We start from the raw sequence: 20,611 nt of genomic DNA on the forward strand, positions 1-20,611 counted from the left end.
CCTGCGCGCGCTTTACGCCCAATAATTCCGGACAACGCTTGCCCCCTACGTATTACCGCGGCTGCTGGCACGTAGTTAGCCGGGGCTTTCTTCTCAGGTACCGTCACCTTGGGAGCAGTTACTCTCCCAAGCGTTCTTCCCTGGCAACAGAGCTTTACGATCCGAAAACCTTCATCACTCACGCGGCGTTGCTCCGTCAGACTTTCGTCCATTGCGGAAGATTCCCTACTGCTGCCTCCCGTAGGAGTCTGGGCCGTGTCTCAGTCCCAGTGTGGCCGATCACCCTCTCAGGTCGGCTACGCATCGTCGCCTTGGTGAGCCATTACCTCACCAACTAGCTAATGCGCCGCAGGTCCATCTATAAGTGACAGATTGCTCCGTCTTTCCCAGCTCGGTCATGCGACCAAGCTGCGTATCCGGTATTAGCATTCGTTTCCGAATGTTATCCCAGTCTTATAGGCAGGTTACCTACGTGTTACTCACCCGTCCGCCGCTAAGTCATCCCCGAAGGAATAACTCCGCTCGACTTGCATGTATTAGGCACGCCGCCAGCGTTCGTCCTGAGCCAGGATCAAACTCTCCATAAAGGTAGTTCGACTTGCTCATTACTTTGTATTGCTTTAGTTAGAAGCCGAAGCTTCTTAACTGGCAGTTTCGCTCGTTGTTCAGTTTTCAAAGAACAATCTTTTCTTTCGTGTCCGGCGTGTGTTTCTCTCGGCCAGAAATAGAATATACCATGGCTTGTCCTGTTTGGTCAAGCTTTTTTTAAAACTTTTTTAACCTGAAGCAAAATCAATTAAATCGTTCATTTCGCCTTTCTCATTTTAATACTTTCTTTACTGAATTTCAACTCCCACGAAACAAATGATTGCTTTTCTGCAATTTAGTTATCCCGTAGGAGCTTTTATGATATAGGAACAAACCACCGACGTGTGATATACTGCAAAGCAAATATAAAGCTTTGGAGGCATAAACGATGAAGATTTTTGTTATTCTTTCCTTTAATGAAGAAGACGGTATGGAGAATGTATATGTAGGTACGGATGAAGAGAAAGCTCTTTCCTTCAAACCTGAAGACTTCGACAATTGCGATGCCCTATTCGTAGAGATCTGGGATGAAAACGGCAAGACAGATGATTTCCGCCTAGAACATGAACTTTCAAACGAGCGTGAAAGCGAGTAATAAAATGAATGCAACCTTTTGTCCACGCTCGCCGTCTAGTTGTTGAAAAATAACTGCGAGGGGACTACATAATGACTTACGACAGCAAGAAATGGACCAAGCTTACAGCGATCATTATCGCATGTTCCATTGTTATGGCAGGCTGCGGTACGAATTCCAATGATTCGGCGAACGCCAACACCAGCAACAACGGCAGCGACAATGCTGTGACCGAATCGAATGCCAACAGCAATGGAGCGGCAAACGATACTGCCTCGGACGCGCCCGATTCGGATGCATCTAGCTCCGAAAGCGATACGCCTGCTTCTGACGCACCGGAGCTGGGAACTGCTACTGATAAACCGACGGAAACACCGGCAGTGGAAGAGAATGCAACTAGCCCAACGGCTAAACCAACGGCCAAGCCGACAGCGAAGCCAACTGCCAAACCGACAGTCAAACCAACTGCTAAACCTACGGCTAAGCCGACAAATAAACCAAGCGCAACGGCTAAGCCAACTCAGAAGCCAGTCGCTACACCGAAGCCAAAGCCAACGGAGAAGCCCGAAGTATCCGTTAGCGTTTCTGATATCATTGCTAAGATCACTTCAGATGTAGAGTTTTCTCCTCTTGCAACAGCAGAAGGCGAGCTCGTTAAGGACATCTACGGCATCGATCCCGAAAAGCTTCTAACCGATGGCATATTCATGCAAGCCATGATGAATGTTAAAGCAACTGAGCTTGTTGTCGTGAAGCTTAAGTCTGATAAGGACTACGCTACTGTGAAAGAAGCGTTCGACAACCGCGCAGCCAGCATTATCAAAACATTCGAAACGTACCTGCAAGATCAATACGAGGATGCAAAAAACTATCAGATCATTCGCAACGGCAATTACGTTCTGTTCTCCATATCGCATGACCAAAAAGCGATTGCGACCATTTTCAACGACTTTTTCAAATAAGCTCGATGAACGAACAAGGCCCTGGCCATTATGCCAGAGCCTTTGCTTTTGCTAATTAGGCTACTCTAAAACAAAAAGAGCCTTCCGGCTCTCCTGTCTTCGTCTAACTATTAAAGCAGCTTAGACTCCACTTGTTCAATCTTGACGCAAATGTCCTGCTGCCATTCCATGTCCCCGCTATCGTGAGCAACAAAGGCAAGCGACTTCAAACAATCCAGCTTGAACACCAAATCAAAATTGACGGCTAAGCAATGGTCAAGCTCCAGCTTCTCTGCCTGCGTGAGAATATGATACCCACCAAGCCGCCTTGCTTTATGCGTAAGCTCCGCGAGACGGCGATGTACGGGATGTATGCCGATCAGAGCGCATCGCCTCCTTCTTGTTGCATGTTCTCACCGAGCTACGTTGTATGTACACAGGTGATTGCCCCTATTATTTCCGTTTTCAAGTATCGGCAAACCGTACTCGCACTTTCGTTCATAAAAGACTGACTTAGCAGCAGTTAGTACATTTCCGTCCACGCGTGCAATTGCTGCTTCAAAGCGTCTCTCGCTGATTGCGGCTCGATAACCTCGGCCGCCGGTCCGTATTGCAATACCCACTTCATAAATTCCTTTTCATTGTTCACTGTCACTTCGAATAGGAGTGAGCCATCCGGCAGATCCTTCATGCGCGGCTGCACGAATAGCTCCTCCTCCTTGATGTACCTCGCTATCTCAGCCGAGAAGCGCACCTTGAACACTGTATTTTTGTCGCCGCGATCGATCGACCACGTGTTTTTCAAATATTTCCGAATGTTGAATCGGCTCTTATCGAATCTTTGGTCGGTTAACGCGACATTCATGAAACGACTAATTCGGAACGTACGAATGTCCTTTTTCAAATGGCAATAACCAATCATATAGAAACGTTGATCGCGCGGCACAAGATAATACGGGTCAATCCGCCTCTCCGTCGTTTCGTTGCGATATTGCGTATGATAGACGGTGTCGATAGACCGCTGCTCGAGTGCTGCTTGAAGAATCGGCTGCAGCAGGTTTTTGCTCTCCTTGCGATAAGCCGGCGTACCCATCTGAATGATGTCGGCTATGCTCTCCATCATGCTGTTCTGCTGCGACTTCTCCTTCTTATGCGTCGCCATCACCTTATCGTAAGCCGTATCGAAGCCGGGCGGAAGCTTATCCTTATCCAGCACTGAAGGGAGCAGCGAGAAAACAAGCGACTCCTGCTCCGAGAAGTCCAACGGGTACATAAAAAACTTGCCTAGAAATCGGTACCCCGTTCCTCTGCCGTCATTAGTCAACGGTGCGATGTGATCGATTAGCTCCAAATCGCGATATACGGTTCGAATCGTAACATTGCATTTCAGCGCTAGATCAGCGGCTGTAATACCGGGGTTCGTCTGAATCGCGTTGATCATATTGAACACTCGAATGATTTTATCTACCATACTGATCTCCTCGTTCTATCAGATTCATAACCTATTCTAGCATACAGTCTATGAATGCCGTGGGAAAAAATGCTAATTTTTAAATGAGAACAACATCTAGCAGACTGTTAGAGCAACAGAAAAACCAAATACCCCAATCTCGCTGCAGCAGCTAAGATTGAGGTATTTGGACTAAGCTATGTTAAACCATGATTTTGCACATATCGTTGGTGAATTCGACCGGATCCTGGATCGGCAAGCCTTCGATGAGAAGCGCTTGATTATAGAGCAGGCTTGTGTATAGGCCCAGCTTCTCTTTGTCGGTTTCGAACGCTGACTTCAGCTTCGCGTAGATTTCGTGATTCACGTTAATCTCCAGCACCTTGTCTGCTTTCACATCTTGGCCGCTAGGCATTGCTTGGAGCACCTTCTCCATCTCAATCGTAACCTCGCCCTCAGCGGACAAGCACACCGGATGGGATTTCAGACGTTTCGAAGCTTTGACCTGCTTCACCTTGTCCGTCAGCAGGCTCTGCATGTAAGCGAACAGCTCCTTGCTGTCGTTCTCTTCCGCTTCGTTCTTCTCGTCCTTGACATCGGCCTCGATGCCCAAGTCGCCGCTCGATACGGACTTGAACTCTTTGTCCTTGTATTTCGCAATAATTTTGATTGCGAACTCATCGATATCGTCGGTGAAGTACAGGATTTCATAACCTTTGTCGGAAACAAGCTCCGTCTGCGGAAGCTTCTCGATGCGTTCGATCGATGGGCCAGTCGCGTAGTAAATATACTTCTGATCTTCCGGCATTCTGGAGATGTACTCATCCAGTGTGACTTGCTTCTTCTCTTTGGAAGAGTAGAACATCAGCAAGTCCTGCAGGTCGTCCTTGTTCATGCCATAATCATTGTATACGCCGAACTTAAGCTGTCTGCCGAAAGACTTGTAGAAGCTTTCATATTTCTCGCGTTCTTCCTTCAGCAAGCTTTGGAGCTGCGACTTGATCTTGTTCTTAATATTCTTGGCAATCAGCTTCAACTGGCGGTCATGCTGCAGCAGCTCGCGGGAAATATTCAGCGACAGGTCCTCGGAATCGACCATGCCTTTCACGAAGCTGAAATAGTCAGGCAGCAGGTCCGCGCACTTGTCCATAATAAGTACGCCGTTGGAATAGAGCTCAAGCCCTTTCTCGTATTCCTTCGTATAATAATCGAATGGCGTGTTCTCTGGAATGAATAGAATCGCATTATACACGACCGCGCCATCCGCGCTCACATGGATATGCTTAAGCGGCTTGTCGAAGCCGTAACGCTTCTCGAAGTAGAAGTTCTCGTAGTCCTCGGCCGTCAGCTCGTTTTTGTTGCGGCGCCAGATCGGCACCATGCTGTTGACGGTCTGCTCCTCTTGGTACTCCTCGAACTCGTTCTCGCTGCCTTCCTTCGGACGCGAGCCCTTGATGTCCATCTTAATCGGATAACGAATGAAGTCCGAATATTTCTTAATAACGGAGCGAAGGCGATACTCTTCGAGGAATTCATCGTAGTTGTCGTCTTCGGTGTTTGGCTTGATTGTCAAAATAATATCCGTACCAACCGTTGCTTTCTCGCCTGCCTCAATCGTATAACCGTCCGCTCCCGTGGACTGCCATACAAAAGCCTCGTCGCTGCCGAAGGTACGGGAAATAACCGTAACTTCATCGGCTACCATGAAAGCGGAATAGAAGCCTACCCCGAACTGACCGATAATGTTATGGCCGTCCTTCGCTTCATTCTCTTTCTTGAAAGCAAGCGATCCGCTCTTCGCGATAACGCCGAGATTGTTCTCCAAGTCTTCCTTCGTCATGCCGATCCCCGTGTCCGAGATCGTCAAGGTACGGCTCTCTTTGTCTGCCGTTACTTTAATGAAGTAATCTTCTTTGTTGAACACGAGACCGTCGTCGGCTAGTGCTTTATAATACATTTTATCAATCGCATCGCTGGCATTCGAAATCAGTTCCCGGAGGAAAATTTCTCTCTGCGTATAGATGGAGTTAATCATCATCTCCAGCAGTCGTTTCGATTCGGCTTGAAATTGCTTCTTCGTCATTAATGAAATGCTCCCTTCCAATCTTTCTTTTACGCTTAGCACTCAATCAATAAGAGTGCTAATTCTTCCTTTTATATACCATAACTGCTTTTTCGATGTCAATACGAACGGGGTAATTCCGAGCTAGGCGTTAGCTTGTTCCTTCTTCAGTTTCTTGCCGAACATCATCCGCAACGCCAGCATCAGCAATGGAAGTCCGAAGGCAATGGGCAGGGAGATTATCGGCCAATACTGTTCCAAATATTCCATGGCACGGAAGTGATCCTCTACGATCCAGTAACCGAAAATGCCGAGAATAAGGCTGGCAGGCAAAATCATCGTTTTGCTTTTTTTAAGGCCAAATATTCGAGCTGCGCTGACATATGTACCATAAACGCAGAACATGACCATGAACAGCATCGACAACGAATAGCAGGCGATCATAATCATTTCATACCGTTGCAAAAAGTTGCCGATATGGGCATTGCGGGCAAGCTTCATGCATGCGAGCGTATATTGGCTCGTTACTTCCGCAGACAGCACAGTCGCCTCTAGAATCGCCCAGATCGAAATCATTACGCCGCTCACGACGATGCCCGCCATCCCCAGCATGCCGCCGCGCTTTTTCACATCTTTGACGAAAGGAAACAGCAGCGCCGCCAGCATCGTAGACATCGCCCAGTCCGGATCGAATTGCAAACTGGCCAAAGCCGTACGCGGAAACCCGTGCTCCAGCACCGGCAATAGGTTTAGAATATCGAATTCTTTTAATGAACCGATGATGATCATTACGTTCAGCAGGAATATAAACAGCAGTCCAACGAGCGCTAGTCTTGCCATTACTTCAAGCCCGTAGTAGCAGCCGATTGCACCGACAAGCAGCGAAGCAATGACGAACAGCGAGATAGGCGCTTCCGGCAAAAAATATTCCTGAAGATGATAGACGAACGTTATCATGACAGGACCGATCGCCGCCAAGTAGAAGAGGAAGATGAGCAGCGCTACGAGCTTGGCGAACCATTTGCCGAGCAAAGCCCGTCCGAGTCCGATAAAATCCAAATGCGGCGTCTTCTTAATAGCGAGATACGTGAGGTACATCATGACGATGCCTTGCAATGTTCCAATCAGCGTAGCGATCCACATATCTTGACCAATGCTTCGCGCAAGCACGCCTTCCGTGACGCCAATTGCTTTGACGAAGATCAGATTGACGATCATGGCGATGAACATGCCGTTCGAGATTTGAATTTTGGTCATTTGATCCCCTTTCTGGCCGCCTTAACCACTGCCGTCTTAATCGTCGTATGGACCTCTATGCTCGTCCCAGCTTCGGAGAACATCTCGTCCCAATTATAGCTGAATTGCTTCCACTCCATGGGGTAGTGATTACGGAATACGTCGCCGAACTTCAAGAAGTCGGAGTGGTATTGCTTCTGGGCTTTCCCAATGACATCCTCGATCTTAGCCTTCAGTTGCTTTTTCAGGTGCGCCTCCATCTCTTTCCGCAACACGGTAACCGACTGGGTACAACCGTTCTCGACGATATCCGCTTTCGACTTCAGTCGAATATGGAAAAATGGCCGATCGTCCTTAAGCGTCGGCTTCACTTGCAAATCTGCCTCGTCAAATTCTACCGACATGTATCCCTTGTTATCCGGACAAGGAACGACTTCGATTCCGCTCTTCAACCGCTCTAGCAAAAAGAGCAGTCCCCTTGTCTCCTTCACGTTCAGCCAACCCACCATGCTGTCTCCCTTGAACGCTGCCGCTCCCGCCAGTTCGACTTGCATCAGCGATCCGTGCTGCTCCGGCTTCTTATTAGAGATGCCTCGCGGGACAAGCGTAAGCTTAGCAATGACGGGGTTAGTGGAACTGCTAAGAAACGACTCCTCCAAAATCATCATATTCGTGCCTGGCGCCTGTCCGACAACATCATTATCGCGAAACAGCCGATCGACCGCTTCGCCAGGCACTACTGCAAGTCCTGTAATCGTGGAAATCAGTTCACCCGGTTCGTCAGGCGTGACCGCCACCCACGTATTCATGCGCAGCTCGTGATTGCGGGTGAAGAAATCGACCATATCCGAAATGCCTCGTTTCGCATATTTCTCATTCATGACAATGAGAAAATTATGTGCCCAGTACACTCTTCGGGAGGTGAATCTCCCCAAGTTGCGAATGGCTTCGAATATCGTTCGCCCTTCGCTGCTGACCGAATAGATCGGCTCTCCCGTTCCGCCTGCCGGCGCGCCCGTCTGCCCTCTCGCATCCGCAGGACGTATAATCTGCACCGACAGCTTCACTGAACCCGGTGCTTCTCCTACATCTAAACCGACAGCCGTCACAAGCGCCAGCTCATTGATTTGCCGTTGCCCCATGCATGAAGTAAGCAGCAGCAGGACGATCAGCACTAGGAATCGCTTCATTAATCTTTGCATTATTATCATTCCTTTGGTGGCTGCGGCATCATATTATTAGCCATCCGTTTGCTGTCCTGCGCAAAGCCAGGCCGCTGATCCATCATCCATATCGGCATCCTAAGCAGCATATCGCGTTGATCCTGCGGGCGGAACGGACTGGCAGGCGCCATGAATGACTCGCCGAAGGAGCGAATGGATAGCGCATGCAGCAGCAGCGCGAAGAACATCGTCGCGAAACCAAGCAAGCCGAACAAGCCTGAAGCGAGCAATAATGGGAAACGCACGATTCGTATAGCGAGAGACGAAGAATAGCTCGGAATTGCGAAAGATGATATGCCTGTAATCGCCACGATAATAACCATGAACGGCGATACGAGTCCAGCCTGTACGGCAGCTTGTCCGATTATGAGCGAGCCGACGATACTGACCGCTTGTCCGATCGGCTTCGGCATGCGCAGTCCCGCTTCCCTCATCAATTCGAAAGCAAGCTCCATAATGATTGCCTCCAGCAGCACAGGGAAGGGGACGACCTCGCGGCCGGATGCTATCGTCAGCGCCAGCGAAGTCGGAATCATCTCATGATGGAACGAGACGAGCATGACATAGAAGGACGGAAGCGTGAGGCTGATGAAGAAAGCCATGTAACGTACAAGTCGGAAGAAGGTGCCTACCCAGTACCGGTTGTAATAATCATCCGGCGCCTGAAAGTATTGCCAGAAGAAGGTCGGAACAACTAAGACGACAGGCGTATTGTCGACGAATATGGCGACTCTTCCTTCAAGCAATGCGGAAGCTACCTTATCGGGACGCTCGGTACTCTGTATGGTATTGAAAGGAGACAGCGGCGAGTCCTCGATCAGCTCCTCGATATTGCCGCTCTCCAGAATCGCGTCGATACGAATATGTTCGAGCCTCTTCATCACTTCATCGACAAGGCCCTCCTTCACCAAATCATCGATATAAGCGATATTTATTTCCGTTCGGGAACGCGTGCCGATAACCATGCCTTTAATCCGCAAATTCGGATCCTTAATGCGTCTGCGAACTTGTGTTGTATTGATGCGGATACTCTCCGTGAAGCCATCCCTTGGACCGCGCACGTTGTTCTCCGATGACGGCTCCTCGACACTCCGCTCTTGCCAACCCTTCGTGCATACGATAATAGCTTCATCCAAGCCATCAATGACGATAAGCGTATCACCCGACAATATACCCGATATCCCGCTCTCAAGGCTTGGACACTGCTTAGCTGATGCGTTGTACAGGAAGTTCGAGATGACCGAATCGGCAGTCTTATAATCGCTGGGGTCCAAGTGGAGCTCATTGCCGGTCACGACCAGTGTCCTTAATATCATATCGATGACCGACGTATCGACCATCCCATCTAGAAACCAGCAAATTGCCGGATGGTCACGATTGCCGCATAAGTTGATCTCTCGTCTTTGAATATCCTCGCTATGCCCTAGAATCTCGTCGAGCAAAGCTGCATTAGCCGACAAAGATGTCATGAAAGGCCCTTTCAGCTTATCTGATGCAACTGACAATATCGCCACCTCCTAGTTTGATCGTATACCTTGTAAATCATTGGATTACAATAACGAGGTCGAATTATGGAAAACCGAATAAGCTACAGAAAGGAGCAGCACGCTTGAACCTCGACTTCTACCACTCGTGGCTCTACCGTCACCTCATTAACACGGAATGGTTCATGTGGGTCATCGTTTATGTCGTACTCGGCATCAATATATTGCTGCCGTTAATTGTGTGGTACGCGATGCGCGGGAAAGAGATTTTACGCAGCTATTTCAAGCATAAGAAACAACAGCATCAACCCCGTAACCGTTGAAATATTTTCCCACGATGAAGGGATTATTATCCGCCTTTTCCATACGAAGCCTGCAGGGAGCATGGCAAAGGCGCGAAGCATGAGCTTCGCGCCTTAATTAGGCTGCTATCGTATGCAGCCAGTATATCGTTCGAGCACACCAGCAACCTCATAATCTTCCATCGTCAATGATACGTTCATCTTATGCTGTATCAAGATTGACTCTTCCGCGAAGACAATTTGACCGAAAGAGCCGTCTCCCCGATAGCAGCCTCTGCGGCACAAATGAAACTGATAGCCATATCCTTGCGAGGAATCGACTCGGTCACTCCAGCCGCGATTATCGCTTCAAGTTCTCTTCGTTCAACCTCATTCAAGAAATCAAGCAAAACGCGTGAGCTTAACCGATGATTTTCAGGAAAATCGCATGCCGGTTCCAATGACACCACTCCTGCTATTCAATATCAACTAAAGCCGAGCGCATGTCGATTGACTATCGCTATTTTTTTCGGTTATCTAGCTAAAATAAAAAAAGCAGTCACTGCCCGCTATTCGCTTAAGCGGGGTGACTGCTTCATCTCGCCCTCATCCTCGTACCAAGGATTTAGGTGAATTAATACCTCTTCCACATCGTCATGCTGCTCCATAATGAGCGATTTAATTTTTCTAGAAACGTCATGTCCTTCTTGAATGCTAAGCTCGGCGGGCACTCCTACGCGAACATCAATCATAATGTACCGTCCATGCTCCCTGGCGCGCAGCCGATCGATCCGCTTCACCTCAGTCACGGAAAAGACGAGCTCCTCATACTGATCCAGCTTTTCCGAAGAGACCATCTTATCCATAAGCACATCGATTGCCTCGCGTCCCATGTCTACCGCAAGCTTCAAGATTAATGCAGCTACGATCAGTCCGGCGACGGGATCGCCGTACATAAGCAATGGAATTCCATAATGATCGCCGATCAATCCCGCTCCAATGCCGACAACCGCCGCTATCGAGGCATACACGTCGGCCAGGTGGTCGTATGCCGTGGCGAGCAGACTCTTGTTATTCGTACGACGACCAAGACGAATGCAGTACATGTACAGCCACTGCTTCCAAATGAACGACACCGTTGCCGCAATCAGCGCAATGAAGCTCGCTTCCGCGGCTGGATGGAACATCGACTCCACGGAATGATACCCAATGTACAGAGCTGCAATGAGCATGATCACGGCAACGATGGCCGATCCGATTACCTCTGCCTTTCCGTGTCCGTACGGATGATCGAAATCTTGCGGCTTCTTGGCGATAACGGTTGCGCTTAATGCCGCCGCTGCGGCAACGACATCGCCTGCGTTATGTATGCCGTCCGCTATTAGTACCTGGCTGCCTGCCAGTACGCCTACAATTAGTTTAATTGCTGTTAGAAACAGATTGCTAATCAGGCTGATTAAGATCGCTGCTGTCCCCGCTTGCCTGGCCTGCTTCTCCATCGCTATCCCCTTCTGTCCGCATTCCTTGTCTATCCTCTTTCAATACCTGATCCATTATACAAACAACTATTCATGTGGGTCTAGAGAAACAGTTTTGCAGCGAATAAGAAGTTTTAAGGCTGTACAATAGACTTTGAAGGCTCTAACTTTGTTGCTCCAGCGCAACTTCTATCGTTTCTTGTCGAGATTGGATTACAAAGCGCGTACGCGCATAACGGCTTATGAAATGGTTATCCTAAAAAATGCCATAGCGAATTTACCGATAGAACGTATGTAAAGCGGGGTGAGCTTATCGATATACAGGATGATCTGGTCAATCACTTAACGGAGCTGCGCAAAAGGCTGCTCATCGTGCTCGGCTGCTTCGTCGTCGCGATGAGCGGAGGTTTGTATGTATCGCCGGGCATACTCCGTTACATTAAGTCAGGCCCTACGGCCAGCGCGGTCGAATGGAATGTATTCTCGTTCACGGACGGCTTGTTCATCTATTTGCGCTGCGCCTTCATCTTCGCTTTATTGTTCACGCTGCCGGTCCTTCTCTACCAGGCATGGGCGTTCGTAAAGCCCGGACTGAAGGAGTCCGAAGCGAGGGGAACGCTGGCTTATGTGCCTGTATCGTTCATGCTTTTCCTTATGGGCATCTCATTCAGTTACTTCCTTGTATTTCCGATGATGCTGAAGTTCATGATCGGGATGAACCAGAACGTCGGAGCGGTGGAGACGTACGGTATCGATCGTTACTTCACCTTTCTGTTCAGCGTCGTATTCCCGCTCGGAATCGCCTTCGAGATGCCGCTCATCATCTTGTTTCTGACAAGACTTGGGCTGCTGACACCGCAGCGGCTGCGAAACGTACGCAAGTATGCTTATGTTGGACTGGCTATTGTCGGAGCGTCCATCTCGCCGCCCGACTTCGTCTCCCACTTGTCCGTCACCGTACCGCTGCTGCTGCTATTCGAGATCAGCGTACTTGTTTCCTGGCGATTCTCCAGAAGGATTGCCCCTGCCCCATCCGGAACGTAAGTATAAACCATTAATACCCATTTCCATGACATGCTTAGGCATGCACTGAAGGAGAGTATTCCCATGTTCAACAATATCGGCGTTTCAGGGCTCGTTATCATTCTCGTCATCGCGCTGATTGTCTTCGGCCCGGCCAAGCTTCCTCTGCTTGGGCGCGCCTTCGGCGATACGCTGCGCGAATTCCGCAGCTCGACACGCGGCATTGTAGATGACGACCAAACCGCTTCAGCTTCGGATCGCATCAAGGATGACGTGCAGAAGCTGCTATAGCTTTCGTTGTGCTAATAAGAAGGCCGCTCCCGCGTAGCTGCGAGAGCGGCCTTCTTCTTTATGTTCGCTTGCGGACCTAGACGAGCATGCCGCCCTTCTCCCTGTACTTCATAATGCCTTCCGCCGTGCGATAAGCGAGCGCTCCAACCGTAGCTGTCGGGTTATAGCCGGCATTTTGAGGGAAGGAGCTTGCCCCCATCACGAAAACATTTTCGGCATCCCACATCTGACAATAATTATTAGTCGCCGAATCGGCAGGCGAAGCGCCCATGATGACGCCGCCTGTATTATGCGTCGATTGGTAGCTCATAATCTCGTATGGCCCAAGCTCCTTCAAATAGTCGATCTTATCCGCGCCCATTTCTTTCAAAATACCCGAGCATTTCTCCGCTAGAAACTTCGCCATCTCGCGATCTTGATCTTCAAAGTCGAAGGTGATGCGAATAAGCGGATCGCCGAACGCATCCTTGTAGGTCGGATCGAGATCGAGAAAATGATGCTTGTACGCCATCGACGAGCCTTGCGTCCCGACACCTAGCGTGCGATTCGCATAGTAGACGGACTTGGCTTTGAAATCCGCCCCCCATGACGGCGTACCCGATGGCGTCGTATTGTTCTGAATCGGCCGCGCCCCCGTTTGGCTAAGCGAGATGACACCGCCATGGATGAACTTAAGATCGGAATGGTCGAAGTTGTCGCCATTGTAATCGTCGATTGATACGCCAAGCGCGCCAGCGCCTGCGAATGTATTGAACTGCTGCTTCTCGAAGAAGCCGGCGGCGCTGCCCTTAATGACCTGATACGCGTAATTGCGGCCGATTGCCCCCGTTCCCGTAGAAGGATCGTACGGCTTGCCGAGGTTCGACATGAGCAGCAGTCTTACATTGTTGAACACATAGCTCGTCATGACAACGATGTCCGCTGGCTGAATAATATCCTCGCCTGTCGTTACGTCCGTATACATGACGCCGGTTGCTTTGCCGCCCTTATGTAGAATACGACGTACGTTGGAATGCGTCCGAATCTCGAACTTGCCTGTTTTGTTCGCTACCGGGATAACCGTTACGACCGGATCGGCCTTCGCTCCATATTCGCACCCGAACCGCTCGCAGTAACCGCAATATTGGCAGGCCGCCCGCGAGATGCCGTCCGGGTTGGTGTAGTCCTGCGATAGATTGGCAGAAGGCATCATGTACGGCTTCAGCTTAAGTCGGGTAGTCGCTTCATGGAACATCGTCATCGCGGGCGATTTCTTCATCGGCGGCGTCGGATACGGATTGCTTCGTTTCCCGCCAAGCGGGTTTTCCTCGCCCGAGATGCCGGCCGTCTTCTCGAATTTGTCGAAGTACGGTTCCAGCTCGTCGTAGGTAATTCCCCAATCCTGAATCGTCATTTCGGCCGGGATTTTGTTTTTCCCGTACCGCTCGATCGTCTTGCTGCGAATTTGAAAATCATACGGCAAGAAACGGTATGTCTGCCCGTTCCAGTGTACGCCGGAGCCGCCAAGCCCGTCTCCGAGCAGGAACGAGCCGTATTGCCGCATGGGCAATGCGCGGATTTTCTCGTTACTGCGGAACGTAATCGTCTCCTTGGATAAATCCTGCATCATCTCGTAACGAAGGGCGTAACGCAGCTCGTCATGAACCATGTAATAATCTTCGGTCTTCCGTTCTTTGCCCCGTTCTAGACCGACGACATTCAAGCCTTGCTTCGTCAGCTCGGAGGCGATAATGCCGCCGCCCCAGCCAACCCCAACGATGACAACATCGGTCTTCGGTAATGTCTTGGCCATATCATGTAATCCTCCTCTATATGCACTCGCGGATGTTAATGGCTCACCAAATGATCTTGCAGACTGCTCGGCTCGATTTTCGTAAATTCTTTTTCGATAACATCGACATAGCCCATCTGATTGCCCGGGTAATTTCGCATCTTCCAGCCGCCCATATTGGCATTGCCTCCGTAAAGCGGATCGCTGTAAGCGCCTTCGAGCGTACTGCTTCGCAGCATTTTGAAGAAGCTGCTTGCAGAGATCGTTGTCAGCTTCACCGTATCGGCCTCGAACGCTTTCAGCACCTCATCCTGCTGCTCGGGTGTCAGCTTCACGAAGCGCAATTGGTATTGCTGCTGGCTGTAGTTCTCCAGCTCCCGAAGCCCGATCTCGAATATCTCGCGGCGCTTCAAGCGGCCCTGATAGCCTTGTTCCTTCTCGCCAGCGAAGAATGGCGGGGACATATAGTCCCGGCTGTTGAAGCCCCACTCCCCCGCAAGCTGGTGATCGAGGAAAAAGGCGATGCCAAGCGACTTAGCTCCAGGACCGGTATCATCCTCGGGAAATATACGCTCCATCGCGCTATCGGCAATTTGGAACTGCTCTTGAGTGAAAAACATGAGCGCCTGGTTGTAGTTTTTCGGAGTAGCCGTCTGTTCGCCGCTTGGCTTACCCGGAGTAGTCTCCTCCGTCGTCTTCGGCTTAATAAGCGTGCCTAATGCTCCACCGACGACAAGACCGCCTAACGCATAACCCGAGTTAACGAGAAACCGGCGTCGAGAGCTGCCGTCCACCGTCTTATTGCCTGCTGCCTTCCGTTGATCGTTCTGTACCAATACTTGCACCTCCTGGTAATTGATTTCTTGAAATATAGGACAGTATAACGCTTCACTCCTATACAGTCGCCTATATTTCTCCGGAATGAAACGCACTGCGCCGCCAATGGACGGCGTCAGCTGTTTCACCTTGATCCCTTTTATTATTTTCCAACAATCCATGAATATTCATTAGATGGAAAGGGTCATTATAAAAGCAGACCACTCACCTATGGAGGCTGATGATTGAATGATCGTTATGATGACCAAGCTGCTTACCGTGTCTGCTATCGTATTGACCGTTGCCGGATGCGCCAGCAATATAGCGGACGAACCGAAAACACATGTCCAGTCCGATCACGCCCAGCATGCAAAGATGCTTAGCAACCCCAACGTTATCCCGAGCGAGAACGGGCCGAAACAATTTACGACGAATAAGCAAGGCCATACGAGCAGCGGTATGGGTACTAATGTCTACAGCATGATCGGCAGCTCCGGGCTGAACGCGAGCGGCTTCTCCGCTCATCTCGAGTCAAGATTAAGCGGCGCCGGCATTCCCGATGTCCGCGTCTTCGTATTCGACGATACAGTCATTCTTGCAGCCGAGAAACGCGAAGCTTCCGCATCGAAATACGATGCCGTGCAGCGCAAGCTTCTTGACCAAACCGAGGGCTTATCGAGCAAAGGCTACTCGCCGGGCACTGGACTTGGCGGCATGAACGGGACCGACCAAGGCTCGCACGACAATTTGTCGATGGCTGCTAGCCAAATCAAGACGTTCATCGGCTCCGATGTGAAGGTGCTTACTGTAACCGGACCGCGAGCCGTGCGGGCGATCGAGCAAATTCGGGAAGGCGCGCTGGCCGACAACATCTCGCCGGCTAGGTTGGCAGCCAGCTTCCGTACGCTGCTGGAGCTAGTGAAGGCTAGCGGGCAGTAACAGCAAAGAGGCCTACCCATGTGTGGAGTCAGTGCTCCTTCATGGGTAGGCCTCTTTGTTTGTTAGGATGTAAAGTGAAAAAGCGCCAACAGGAGAGTTTGAATCCCCTGTTGGCGCTCTACTTGTAACATCCTGCTTACTTCTTCAAAGCTTCGGCAATCGCGGCTGTTCCGTTGGTGCGGCTGATTGGGCCATAACCGAATGCCATCTCGCCGTCGATCGCGTACACTTGGTTCGACTGAACAGCTTTTAGCTTTTTCCATACTTCGCTCTGCTCCCACTCGTCGGAGAGTGCGGCCATCGACTTATCGTTGTAATTGAAGTAGCCGAGGAAAATATGGTCCGGGTTGATCGCGGCTAGTCCTTCCAGCGTCAGCTCTACGCCGTCGCCTTCCGCTTCCTTCGGCGGCGTCAAGCCAAGCGGCGCATAGTAATCGCCGGCATATGCCGTACCCTGCAGCCAGATGTTCTTATCACGCACTTGCAGATACGCAACCGTACCTTCCACGCCGTCCAGTTGCTGCTTCGCTTGCTCAACTTGAGCGGAAGCTTCATCAATCTTTGCTTTTGCGTTGTCTTCAAGTCCGAGCACAGCGCCGAATTGCGTCATAACGCCCTGCCAATCCGTCCATACATTGGTCTGCTCTTCATCGATAAAGACGGTCGGAGCGATCTGTTTCAGTTGATCGGCAATATCTTTATTCGTCGCGTTGCCAGCTAGAATGACATCGGGAGCAAACTGCAGCAACGCTTCCAGATTCACCTGCGTATTCTCGCCCACGACCGTAACGTCATCGTATTGCGCGACGTACGGTTTGTACACTTCCGTTCCGAGGAACGACTGCTTCTCGGTGAAAGGCAGCGTAATCGCGATCGAATCGAGATCGAAGTTCATCAGCTCCTGAGTCAAGCCCCAATGAACGAGCGCGACTCTCTTCGGCTGCGCTTCGATCGTCACTTTCTCGCCGCCCGCGCTATCCACTTCTCTTGGATAAGAAGCCTGCTCGGCATTGCCCGTTCCTTCATTCGATGGGCCGTTGGTCGCTTCGCTTGGCGCATTCGTTGCATTGCCGCCCTTATTGCCGGTGTTGCCCGCATTGTTCGAGCACGCGCCGACAACTAGCGCCACTAATAAAATGATGCACGCTGTAAGCAGCGGCATATTACGTTTCTTCATTACAATCTCCCTTTCGACATCGCCTCTTACGTTGATAGCGATTCTCATTATCATCGTTAATGATAACATTCCAGGATCGCTTTTCAAATAGATTATTTCCCGAACCTAGGATGGATTATTTCTGCTCTGTTGCCGCTTCACGTCCGTTGGTGACAGCTCGTAATGTTTCTTGAACAATCGGCTGAAGTAATAAGCATCGGCATAACCCACGCTTCTCGCAATGTCGCGCACGGAGAACGGCTCGTTCATCAAGAGCTCATGAGCAACGCTCATCCGGTATTTGATTAAATAATCAATCGGGCCAATGCCCGTGTATTTGCGAAATAGATACGAAAAGTACTTAGCCTTGAGCCCTTGCTGGCCCGCTAAACTCTCTAGCGTAATCGGCTCCATATAATGCTGACGGATATAATCGATCGTTCCCTCCATCATCGGCTGGCTGTCGCTGTTTTGCTGATACCGTTCGAATAGAAGCGCTTTGTTGACCAAGCGATAGAAGAGCGTCTTCTTCTCCAACAGCTCGATATTGCCAAGACCTGTAGATAGCTTCCGCAGTTGTTCCATCATCTGCAGCAGCGCGGCATCCATCTCGATATGCAGCACGTTCACCTCGGACATCACTGAAAGGACAGCCTGTCCAGGAACAGCCGGCATGTAATGAATAAGAAAATATTCGAATTCCTGCGAATGCACAATAATCTCCATATGCCGATTGTACCCGCCGAGGAAGGCCCTGCCTGGTTGCAGCATATAGCTGATTCCGTCATAGATGAACTCGGCGTCGCCGCGAAGCGCGACTAGCAGAGCGCATTTCTTGGTAGGCTCGTACTTATGGCCCGCATGATGACCTTCCCCTAGTACCGTCCGATACACGCCGAACAAATCAATTGGCGTCTGCACGAAATAAGCAGCCAGATCTTCGTATTTGCTGTCCATACAAGCGCCCCCTCCCGCATCATGAATGATTAGATTCATTTTACTGTAGAATGAGGACTGACTCAACGGCGCTAGCGACTCTTTATTCCGAAAAAAAAGCCCGTCATGACTTATCGTCATAACGGACCTTCGTCCGATGCTTTATTTAGCGAAGCTATGGTGCCCGATCGTTACGATAACGTCGAGGCTGGACCAGAACTCGCCTTTGGATACCTTCGGATTAAAGAAGTAGACCGCATCCTCGATGTTGTTCTTCCCGTTCAAAGCATCCTTCGCGGCACGCAAGGAGCTTGCATTCGGCTTGCTCTTATCAAGCAGGCCATTATGTGCCGGCGGGAATTGCTTGCCGGAATAGATAACGCCCTTGATCGTGTCCGGGAAACGGCTGTCCTTGACACGGTTCAAAATAATGTTGGCGATACCAAGCTGTCCCCCATAAGGCTCATACCCCGCCTCGACCATCGTAATCTTAGCAAGCAGCATCAAGTCTGCTTCTGTATACGGCTTAGCAGGTGTATCTAGAATCGAAGGCACGACCACCTTCAGCTTCGTTCCCACCTTAAGTTCGGCTTTGGCATCAATCCCATTGCGCTTCAACAGCTCCGCATTCGTGCTGCCGATTTCCTTGCTAATCTCATCAATTCCGTATTCTTCCGACGTAACAGCCGGCTGAACCGTTACCAAGTCTAGAATGGCATCCTCTGCATTCCAGTTTACCTTAGCGTGCATCAGCTCGGCAGCATGGCGGAGCGGAACATAGATTCTGCCTTCCGTCATGAACGGAGCAGCATCCATCATATAGCGGCCGCCGTTGAAATAAACGACGGGAACGCCTATTCCGAATACGATTTTGTCCTTCAATACTGTATGTATCGTTGCTTCCTCGTTGTCTTTGTCCCAGCTTACGCTTGCTCCGAGCAAGTCAGCTATACGGGATACAGGAACATAAAGTCTTCCATCCTGTGTTCGAACCGGATCGGTCATCTTCATAATCTCGCCATCCAGCTTAATCGTTACGCCTTCCGCAACCGCGCCGTCTTGCGCGGATACAACGGACAGCGGACCGATACAGAGCAACAGCATCGTCAACATCATGACGAGCATCAGCCTGTTTGTCGGCTTTCCTTCTCTGACCATGAGTACCTCCTGCATAATAAGATTTAGGTCGTGTTCCGACTTACGTCTACTCGCAAGATTATAACACGCTTACATGGCCCGTAGGATTAGGGTTTTCACAGAATTGGGGCATTTGGCTACTTTTTCTTGCCCTTTTCAGCTGCTTTTTGTTCGTTTTCGGCGACTCGATAAGCAACCATTCTACGAATTAAATCGTAGGGCAGCGGCTTGCCTAGCGGGAATTGAACCGCCCCTTTCGACACTTTGTAAGCCGACAATTCCTCTAGAAACGGCGGTATTCCGCTTGATGTCGGGTAGAAGCCGATATGTTTTTTGTACGCTGCAAAAAAGACCAAACTCCCGTAATGCTTGAACGCCGGCATCTGATAGCCGATCGTTTCGGCAGCCTCCGGCGCGGCTTCCTTTATGACGCTTCTTAATTGCTGAAGAACGTCCTGCACCTCGGGCGTGAACATGGCAATGTATTCGTCGATCGTTTCGTATACCGCTTTATTAGCGTCCATAACCTAGCTGCTCCTCTCTTGATTCTATATTTGTTTTCACAATAGCAATAAGTCGTTTCACTTCGGCCCAATCGGCCGCGCGATAGACGGAATCATGGACTACGGATAAATTATAAGGCTGATTATACAAAATAACAGGTCTGCCTGCTTCAACGAACTGTGTCGCATAATGAGGACCATCATCAATCAGTACATCGACATGCGCTTCTATGCAGTGCTGCAGCTTGTCCTCCGTCAGAGTAAGGTTATGGTAAGGAATGTCATAATGCTCTAACCATCGGGTCGTGACATCCATGAAGTGCAAAGGACGAGCCGTAATAACAGAGATACGATGCGACTGGAACAGCTCGCGCAATATTTCCGACGCCATTGGCAACGGAGACGAGTTCCAATGGATGTCATGCCCGTATTGATTATAAACGGTATCACGCTGTGCCTCATCCCATCCGTACATTCGGTACAAGTAGAAATCATTCACATCTTCAGCCGTTAACGATAAACCAGATGCTTGATTATAGTAGTGCAAATGAGAAGAGGTAGCATCTAGAACAGTGTTGTCCAGATCGATTCCGATATGCAAAGGCCGTCAACTCCTTTAGGGATTACAATTAAGCAATCAGATACGATTCATTATAGCCATAATGAGGTAAAAGTTAAATTGGGAAACAGGGTTTGTACCCCGTTATGAAAAGAAAAGGCGG

The 20,611-nt window shown here is 50.0% G+C and carries 21 protein-coding genes and 1 rRNA gene; 6 read left to right on the forward strand and 16 right to left on the reverse strand.

Features of this window, described 5'->3' with window-relative positions; genetic code table 11:
• Positions 1-587: ribosomal RNA gene (locus tag AC0YN0_RS27485) — 16S ribosomal RNA — on the reverse strand; the annotation flags it as partial.
• Between the two features lie 389 nt (positions 588-976).
• Between AC0YN0_RS27485 and AC0YN0_RS27490 the strand changes: the two genes are divergently transcribed.
• Both AC0YN0_RS27490 and AC0YN0_RS27495 read left to right on the forward strand, forming a co-directional pair.
• Complete coding sequence (locus AC0YN0_RS27490) at positions 977-1,183, forward strand: hypothetical protein (RefSeq protein WP_475824144.1); 207 nt, start codon at positions 977-979, stop codon at positions 1,181-1,183.
• A gap of 71 nt (positions 1,184-1,254) precedes the next feature.
• Positions 1,255-2,124 (forward strand): DUF4358 domain-containing protein, encoded by an 870-nt coding sequence (locus tag AC0YN0_RS27495; RefSeq protein WP_475824145.1) that lies wholly within the window; start codon positions 1,255-1,257, stop codon positions 2,122-2,124.
• Positions 2,125-2,234: 110 nt separating this feature from the next.
• Here the strand turns inward: AC0YN0_RS27495 and AC0YN0_RS27500 are convergent, their stop codons facing one another.
• The 6 genes from AC0YN0_RS27500 to AC0YN0_RS27525 all read right to left on the reverse strand — a co-directional run bounded on the left by AC0YN0_RS27500 (position 2,235) and on the right by AC0YN0_RS27525 (position 9,588).
• Positions 2,235-2,486 carry a DUF7667 family protein gene (locus AC0YN0_RS27500; RefSeq protein ID WP_475824325.1) on the reverse strand — a complete coding sequence of 84 codons (252 nt, stop codon included), beginning with the start codon at positions 2,484-2,486 and terminating at the stop codon, positions 2,235-2,237.
• 140 nt (positions 2,487-2,626) lie between these two features.
• On the reverse strand, positions 2,627-3,574 hold the full coding sequence (locus AC0YN0_RS27505; protein WP_475824146.1) for a helix-turn-helix transcriptional regulator: 948 nt from the start codon (positions 3,572-3,574) through the stop codon (positions 2,627-2,629).
• A gap of 181 nt (positions 3,575-3,755) precedes the next feature.
• Complete coding sequence (gene htpG / locus AC0YN0_RS27510) at positions 3,756-5,636, reverse strand: molecular chaperone HtpG (protein WP_475824147.1); 1,881 nt, start codon at positions 5,634-5,636, stop codon at positions 3,756-3,758.
• A gap of 123 nt (positions 5,637-5,759) precedes the next feature.
• Positions 5,760-6,872 (reverse strand): GerAB/ArcD/ProY family transporter, encoded by a 1,113-nt coding sequence (locus AC0YN0_RS27515; RefSeq protein WP_475824148.1) that lies wholly within the window; start codon positions 6,870-6,872, stop codon positions 5,760-5,762.
• Positions 6,869-8,053 (reverse strand): Ger(x)C family spore germination protein, encoded by a 1,185-nt coding sequence (locus AC0YN0_RS27520; RefSeq protein ID WP_475824149.1) that lies wholly within the window; start codon positions 8,051-8,053, stop codon positions 6,869-6,871. The genes AC0YN0_RS27515 and AC0YN0_RS27520 overlap by 4 nt, the downstream gene beginning before the upstream one ends.
• 5 nt (positions 8,054-8,058) lie before the next feature.
• Positions 8,059-9,588 (reverse strand): spore germination protein, encoded by a 1,530-nt coding sequence (locus AC0YN0_RS27525; protein ID WP_475824150.1) that lies wholly within the window; start codon positions 9,586-9,588, stop codon positions 8,059-8,061.
• A 95-nt stretch (positions 9,589-9,683) separates the two neighbouring features.
• Here AC0YN0_RS27525 and AC0YN0_RS27530 point away from each other — a divergent pair, with 95 nt between their 5' ends.
• Positions 9,684-9,881 carry a hypothetical protein gene (locus tag AC0YN0_RS27530; RefSeq protein ID WP_475824151.1) on the forward strand — a complete coding sequence of 66 codons (198 nt, stop codon included), beginning with the start codon at positions 9,684-9,686 and terminating at the stop codon, positions 9,879-9,881.
• A 191-nt stretch (positions 9,882-10,072) separates the two neighbouring features.
• On the opposite strand, the gene AC0YN0_RS27535 is transcribed toward AC0YN0_RS27530, so the two are convergent.
• Positions 10,073-10,300 carry a hypothetical protein gene (locus AC0YN0_RS27535; protein ID WP_475824152.1) on the reverse strand — a complete coding sequence of 76 codons (228 nt, stop codon included), beginning with the start codon at positions 10,298-10,300 and terminating at the stop codon, positions 10,073-10,075.
• Between the two features lie 108 nt (positions 10,301-10,408).
• Positions 10,409-11,338: a cation diffusion facilitator family transporter gene (locus tag AC0YN0_RS27540; RefSeq protein ID WP_475824153.1), complete on the reverse strand. Its 930-nt coding sequence runs from the start codon at positions 11,336-11,338 to the stop codon at positions 10,409-10,411.
• Positions 11,339-11,629: 291 nt separating this feature from the next.
• On the opposite strand from AC0YN0_RS27540, the gene tatC reads away from it, so the two are divergent.
• Entirely contained in the window at positions 11,630-12,361 is a 732-nt protein-coding gene (tatC, locus tag AC0YN0_RS27545; RefSeq protein ID WP_475824326.1) for a twin-arginine translocase subunit TatC, read from the forward strand.
• Between the two features lie 63 nt (positions 12,362-12,424).
• On the forward strand, positions 12,425-12,631 hold the full coding sequence (locus tag AC0YN0_RS27550) for a twin-arginine translocase TatA/TatE family subunit (RefSeq protein WP_475824154.1): 207 nt from the start codon (positions 12,425-12,427) through the stop codon (positions 12,629-12,631).
• 76 nt (positions 12,632-12,707) lie between these two features.
• On the opposite strand, the gene AC0YN0_RS27555 is transcribed toward AC0YN0_RS27550, so the two are convergent.
• Both AC0YN0_RS27555 and AC0YN0_RS27560 read right to left on the reverse strand, forming a co-directional pair.
• Positions 12,708-14,423: a GMC family oxidoreductase gene (locus AC0YN0_RS27555; RefSeq protein WP_442051409.1), complete on the reverse strand. Its 1,716-nt coding sequence runs from the start codon at positions 14,421-14,423 to the stop codon at positions 12,708-12,710.
• Between the two features lie 35 nt (positions 14,424-14,458).
• Entirely contained in the window at positions 14,459-15,238 is a 780-nt protein-coding gene (locus tag AC0YN0_RS27560) for a gluconate 2-dehydrogenase subunit 3 family protein (protein WP_475824155.1), read from the reverse strand.
• A 229-nt stretch (positions 15,239-15,467) separates the two neighbouring features.
• Here AC0YN0_RS27560 and AC0YN0_RS27565 point away from each other — a divergent pair, with 229 nt between their 5' ends.
• Positions 15,468-16,157 carry a hypothetical protein gene (locus AC0YN0_RS27565; protein WP_475824156.1) on the forward strand — a complete coding sequence of 230 codons (690 nt, stop codon included), beginning with the start codon at positions 15,468-15,470 and terminating at the stop codon, positions 16,155-16,157.
• 136 nt (positions 16,158-16,293) lie between these two features.
• Here AC0YN0_RS27565 and AC0YN0_RS27570 read toward each other — a convergent pair whose 3' ends face one another.
• The 5 genes from AC0YN0_RS27570 to AC0YN0_RS27590 all read right to left on the reverse strand — a co-directional run bounded on the left by AC0YN0_RS27570 (position 16,294) and on the right by AC0YN0_RS27590 (position 20,490).
• Positions 16,294-17,334, reverse strand: a complete 1,041-nt coding sequence (locus AC0YN0_RS27570; protein WP_475824157.1) for an ABC transporter substrate-binding protein — start codon at positions 17,332-17,334, stop codon at positions 16,294-16,296.
• A 105-nt stretch (positions 17,335-17,439) separates the two neighbouring features.
• The gene (locus tag AC0YN0_RS27575) at positions 17,440-18,270 is read right to left on the reverse strand and encodes a helix-turn-helix transcriptional regulator (protein ID WP_475824158.1); all 831 of its coding nucleotides are present in this window, start codon (positions 18,268-18,270) and stop codon (positions 17,440-17,442) included.
• A 141-nt stretch (positions 18,271-18,411) separates the two neighbouring features.
• Positions 18,412-19,407 carry a cell wall hydrolase gene (locus tag AC0YN0_RS27580; RefSeq protein ID WP_475824159.1) on the reverse strand — a complete coding sequence of 332 codons (996 nt, stop codon included), beginning with the start codon at positions 19,405-19,407 and terminating at the stop codon, positions 18,412-18,414.
• A gap of 116 nt (positions 19,408-19,523) precedes the next feature.
• Positions 19,524-19,910, reverse strand: a complete 387-nt coding sequence (locus AC0YN0_RS27585) for an iron chaperone (protein ID WP_475824160.1) — start codon at positions 19,908-19,910, stop codon at positions 19,524-19,526.
• Positions 19,900-20,490: a 5' nucleotidase, NT5C type gene (locus tag AC0YN0_RS27590; RefSeq protein ID WP_475824161.1), complete on the reverse strand. Its 591-nt coding sequence runs from the start codon at positions 20,488-20,490 to the stop codon at positions 19,900-19,902. Before AC0YN0_RS27590 ends, AC0YN0_RS27585 begins: the two co-directional genes overlap by 11 nt.
• Between the last annotated feature and the right edge of the window lie 121 nt (positions 20,491-20,611).

Source organism: Paenibacillus sp. J22P218 (assembly GCF_056269195.1).

Excerpts from the sequence above, each read along its gene's own strand:
- AC0YN0_RS27540 (WP_475824153.1), bottom strand. The coding sequence starts at position 11,338 with ATGGAGAAGCAGGCCAGGCAAGCGGGGACAGCAGCGATCTTAATCAGC.
- AC0YN0_RS27515 (WP_475824148.1), bottom strand. The coding sequence starts at position 6,872 with ATGACCAAAATTCAAATCTCGAACGGCATGTTCATCGCCATGATCGTC.
- AC0YN0_RS27570 (WP_475824157.1), bottom strand. The coding sequence starts at position 17,334 with ATGAAGAAACGTAATATGCCGCTGCTTACAGCGTGCATCATTTTATTA.
- htpG (WP_475824147.1), bottom strand. The coding sequence starts at position 5,636 with ATGACGAAGAAGCAATTTCAAGCCGAATCGAAACGACTGCTGGAGATG.
- AC0YN0_RS27550 (WP_475824154.1), top strand. The coding sequence starts at position 12,425 with ATGTTCAACAATATCGGCGTTTCAGGGCTCGTTATCATTCTCGTCATC.
- AC0YN0_RS27580 (WP_475824159.1), bottom strand. The coding sequence starts at position 19,407 with ATGGTCAGAGAAGGAAAGCCGACAAACAGGCTGATGCTCGTCATGATG.
- AC0YN0_RS27520 (WP_475824149.1), bottom strand. The coding sequence starts at position 8,053 with ATGCAAAGATTAATGAAGCGATTCCTAGTGCTGATCGTCCTGCTGCTG.
- AC0YN0_RS27585 (WP_475824160.1), bottom strand. The coding sequence starts at position 19,910 with ATGGACGCTAATAAAGCGGTATACGAAACGATCGACGAATACATTGCC.
- AC0YN0_RS27565 (WP_475824156.1), top strand. The coding sequence starts at position 15,468 with ATGATCGTTATGATGACCAAGCTGCTTACCGTGTCTGCTATCGTATTG.
- AC0YN0_RS27555 (WP_442051409.1), bottom strand. The coding sequence starts at position 14,423 with ATGGCCAAGACATTACCGAAGACCGATGTTGTCATCGTTGGGGTTGGC.
- AC0YN0_RS27490 (WP_475824144.1), top strand. The coding sequence starts at position 977 with ATGAAGATTTTTGTTATTCTTTCCTTTAATGAAGAAGACGGTATGGAG.
- AC0YN0_RS27505 (WP_475824146.1), bottom strand. The coding sequence starts at position 3,574 with ATGGTAGATAAAATCATTCGAGTGTTCAATATGATCAACGCGATTCAG.
- AC0YN0_RS27575 (WP_475824158.1), bottom strand. The coding sequence starts at position 18,270 with ATGGACAGCAAATACGAAGATCTGGCTGCTTATTTCGTGCAGACGCCA.
- AC0YN0_RS27495 (WP_475824145.1), top strand. The coding sequence starts at position 1,255 with ATGACTTACGACAGCAAGAAATGGACCAAGCTTACAGCGATCATTATC.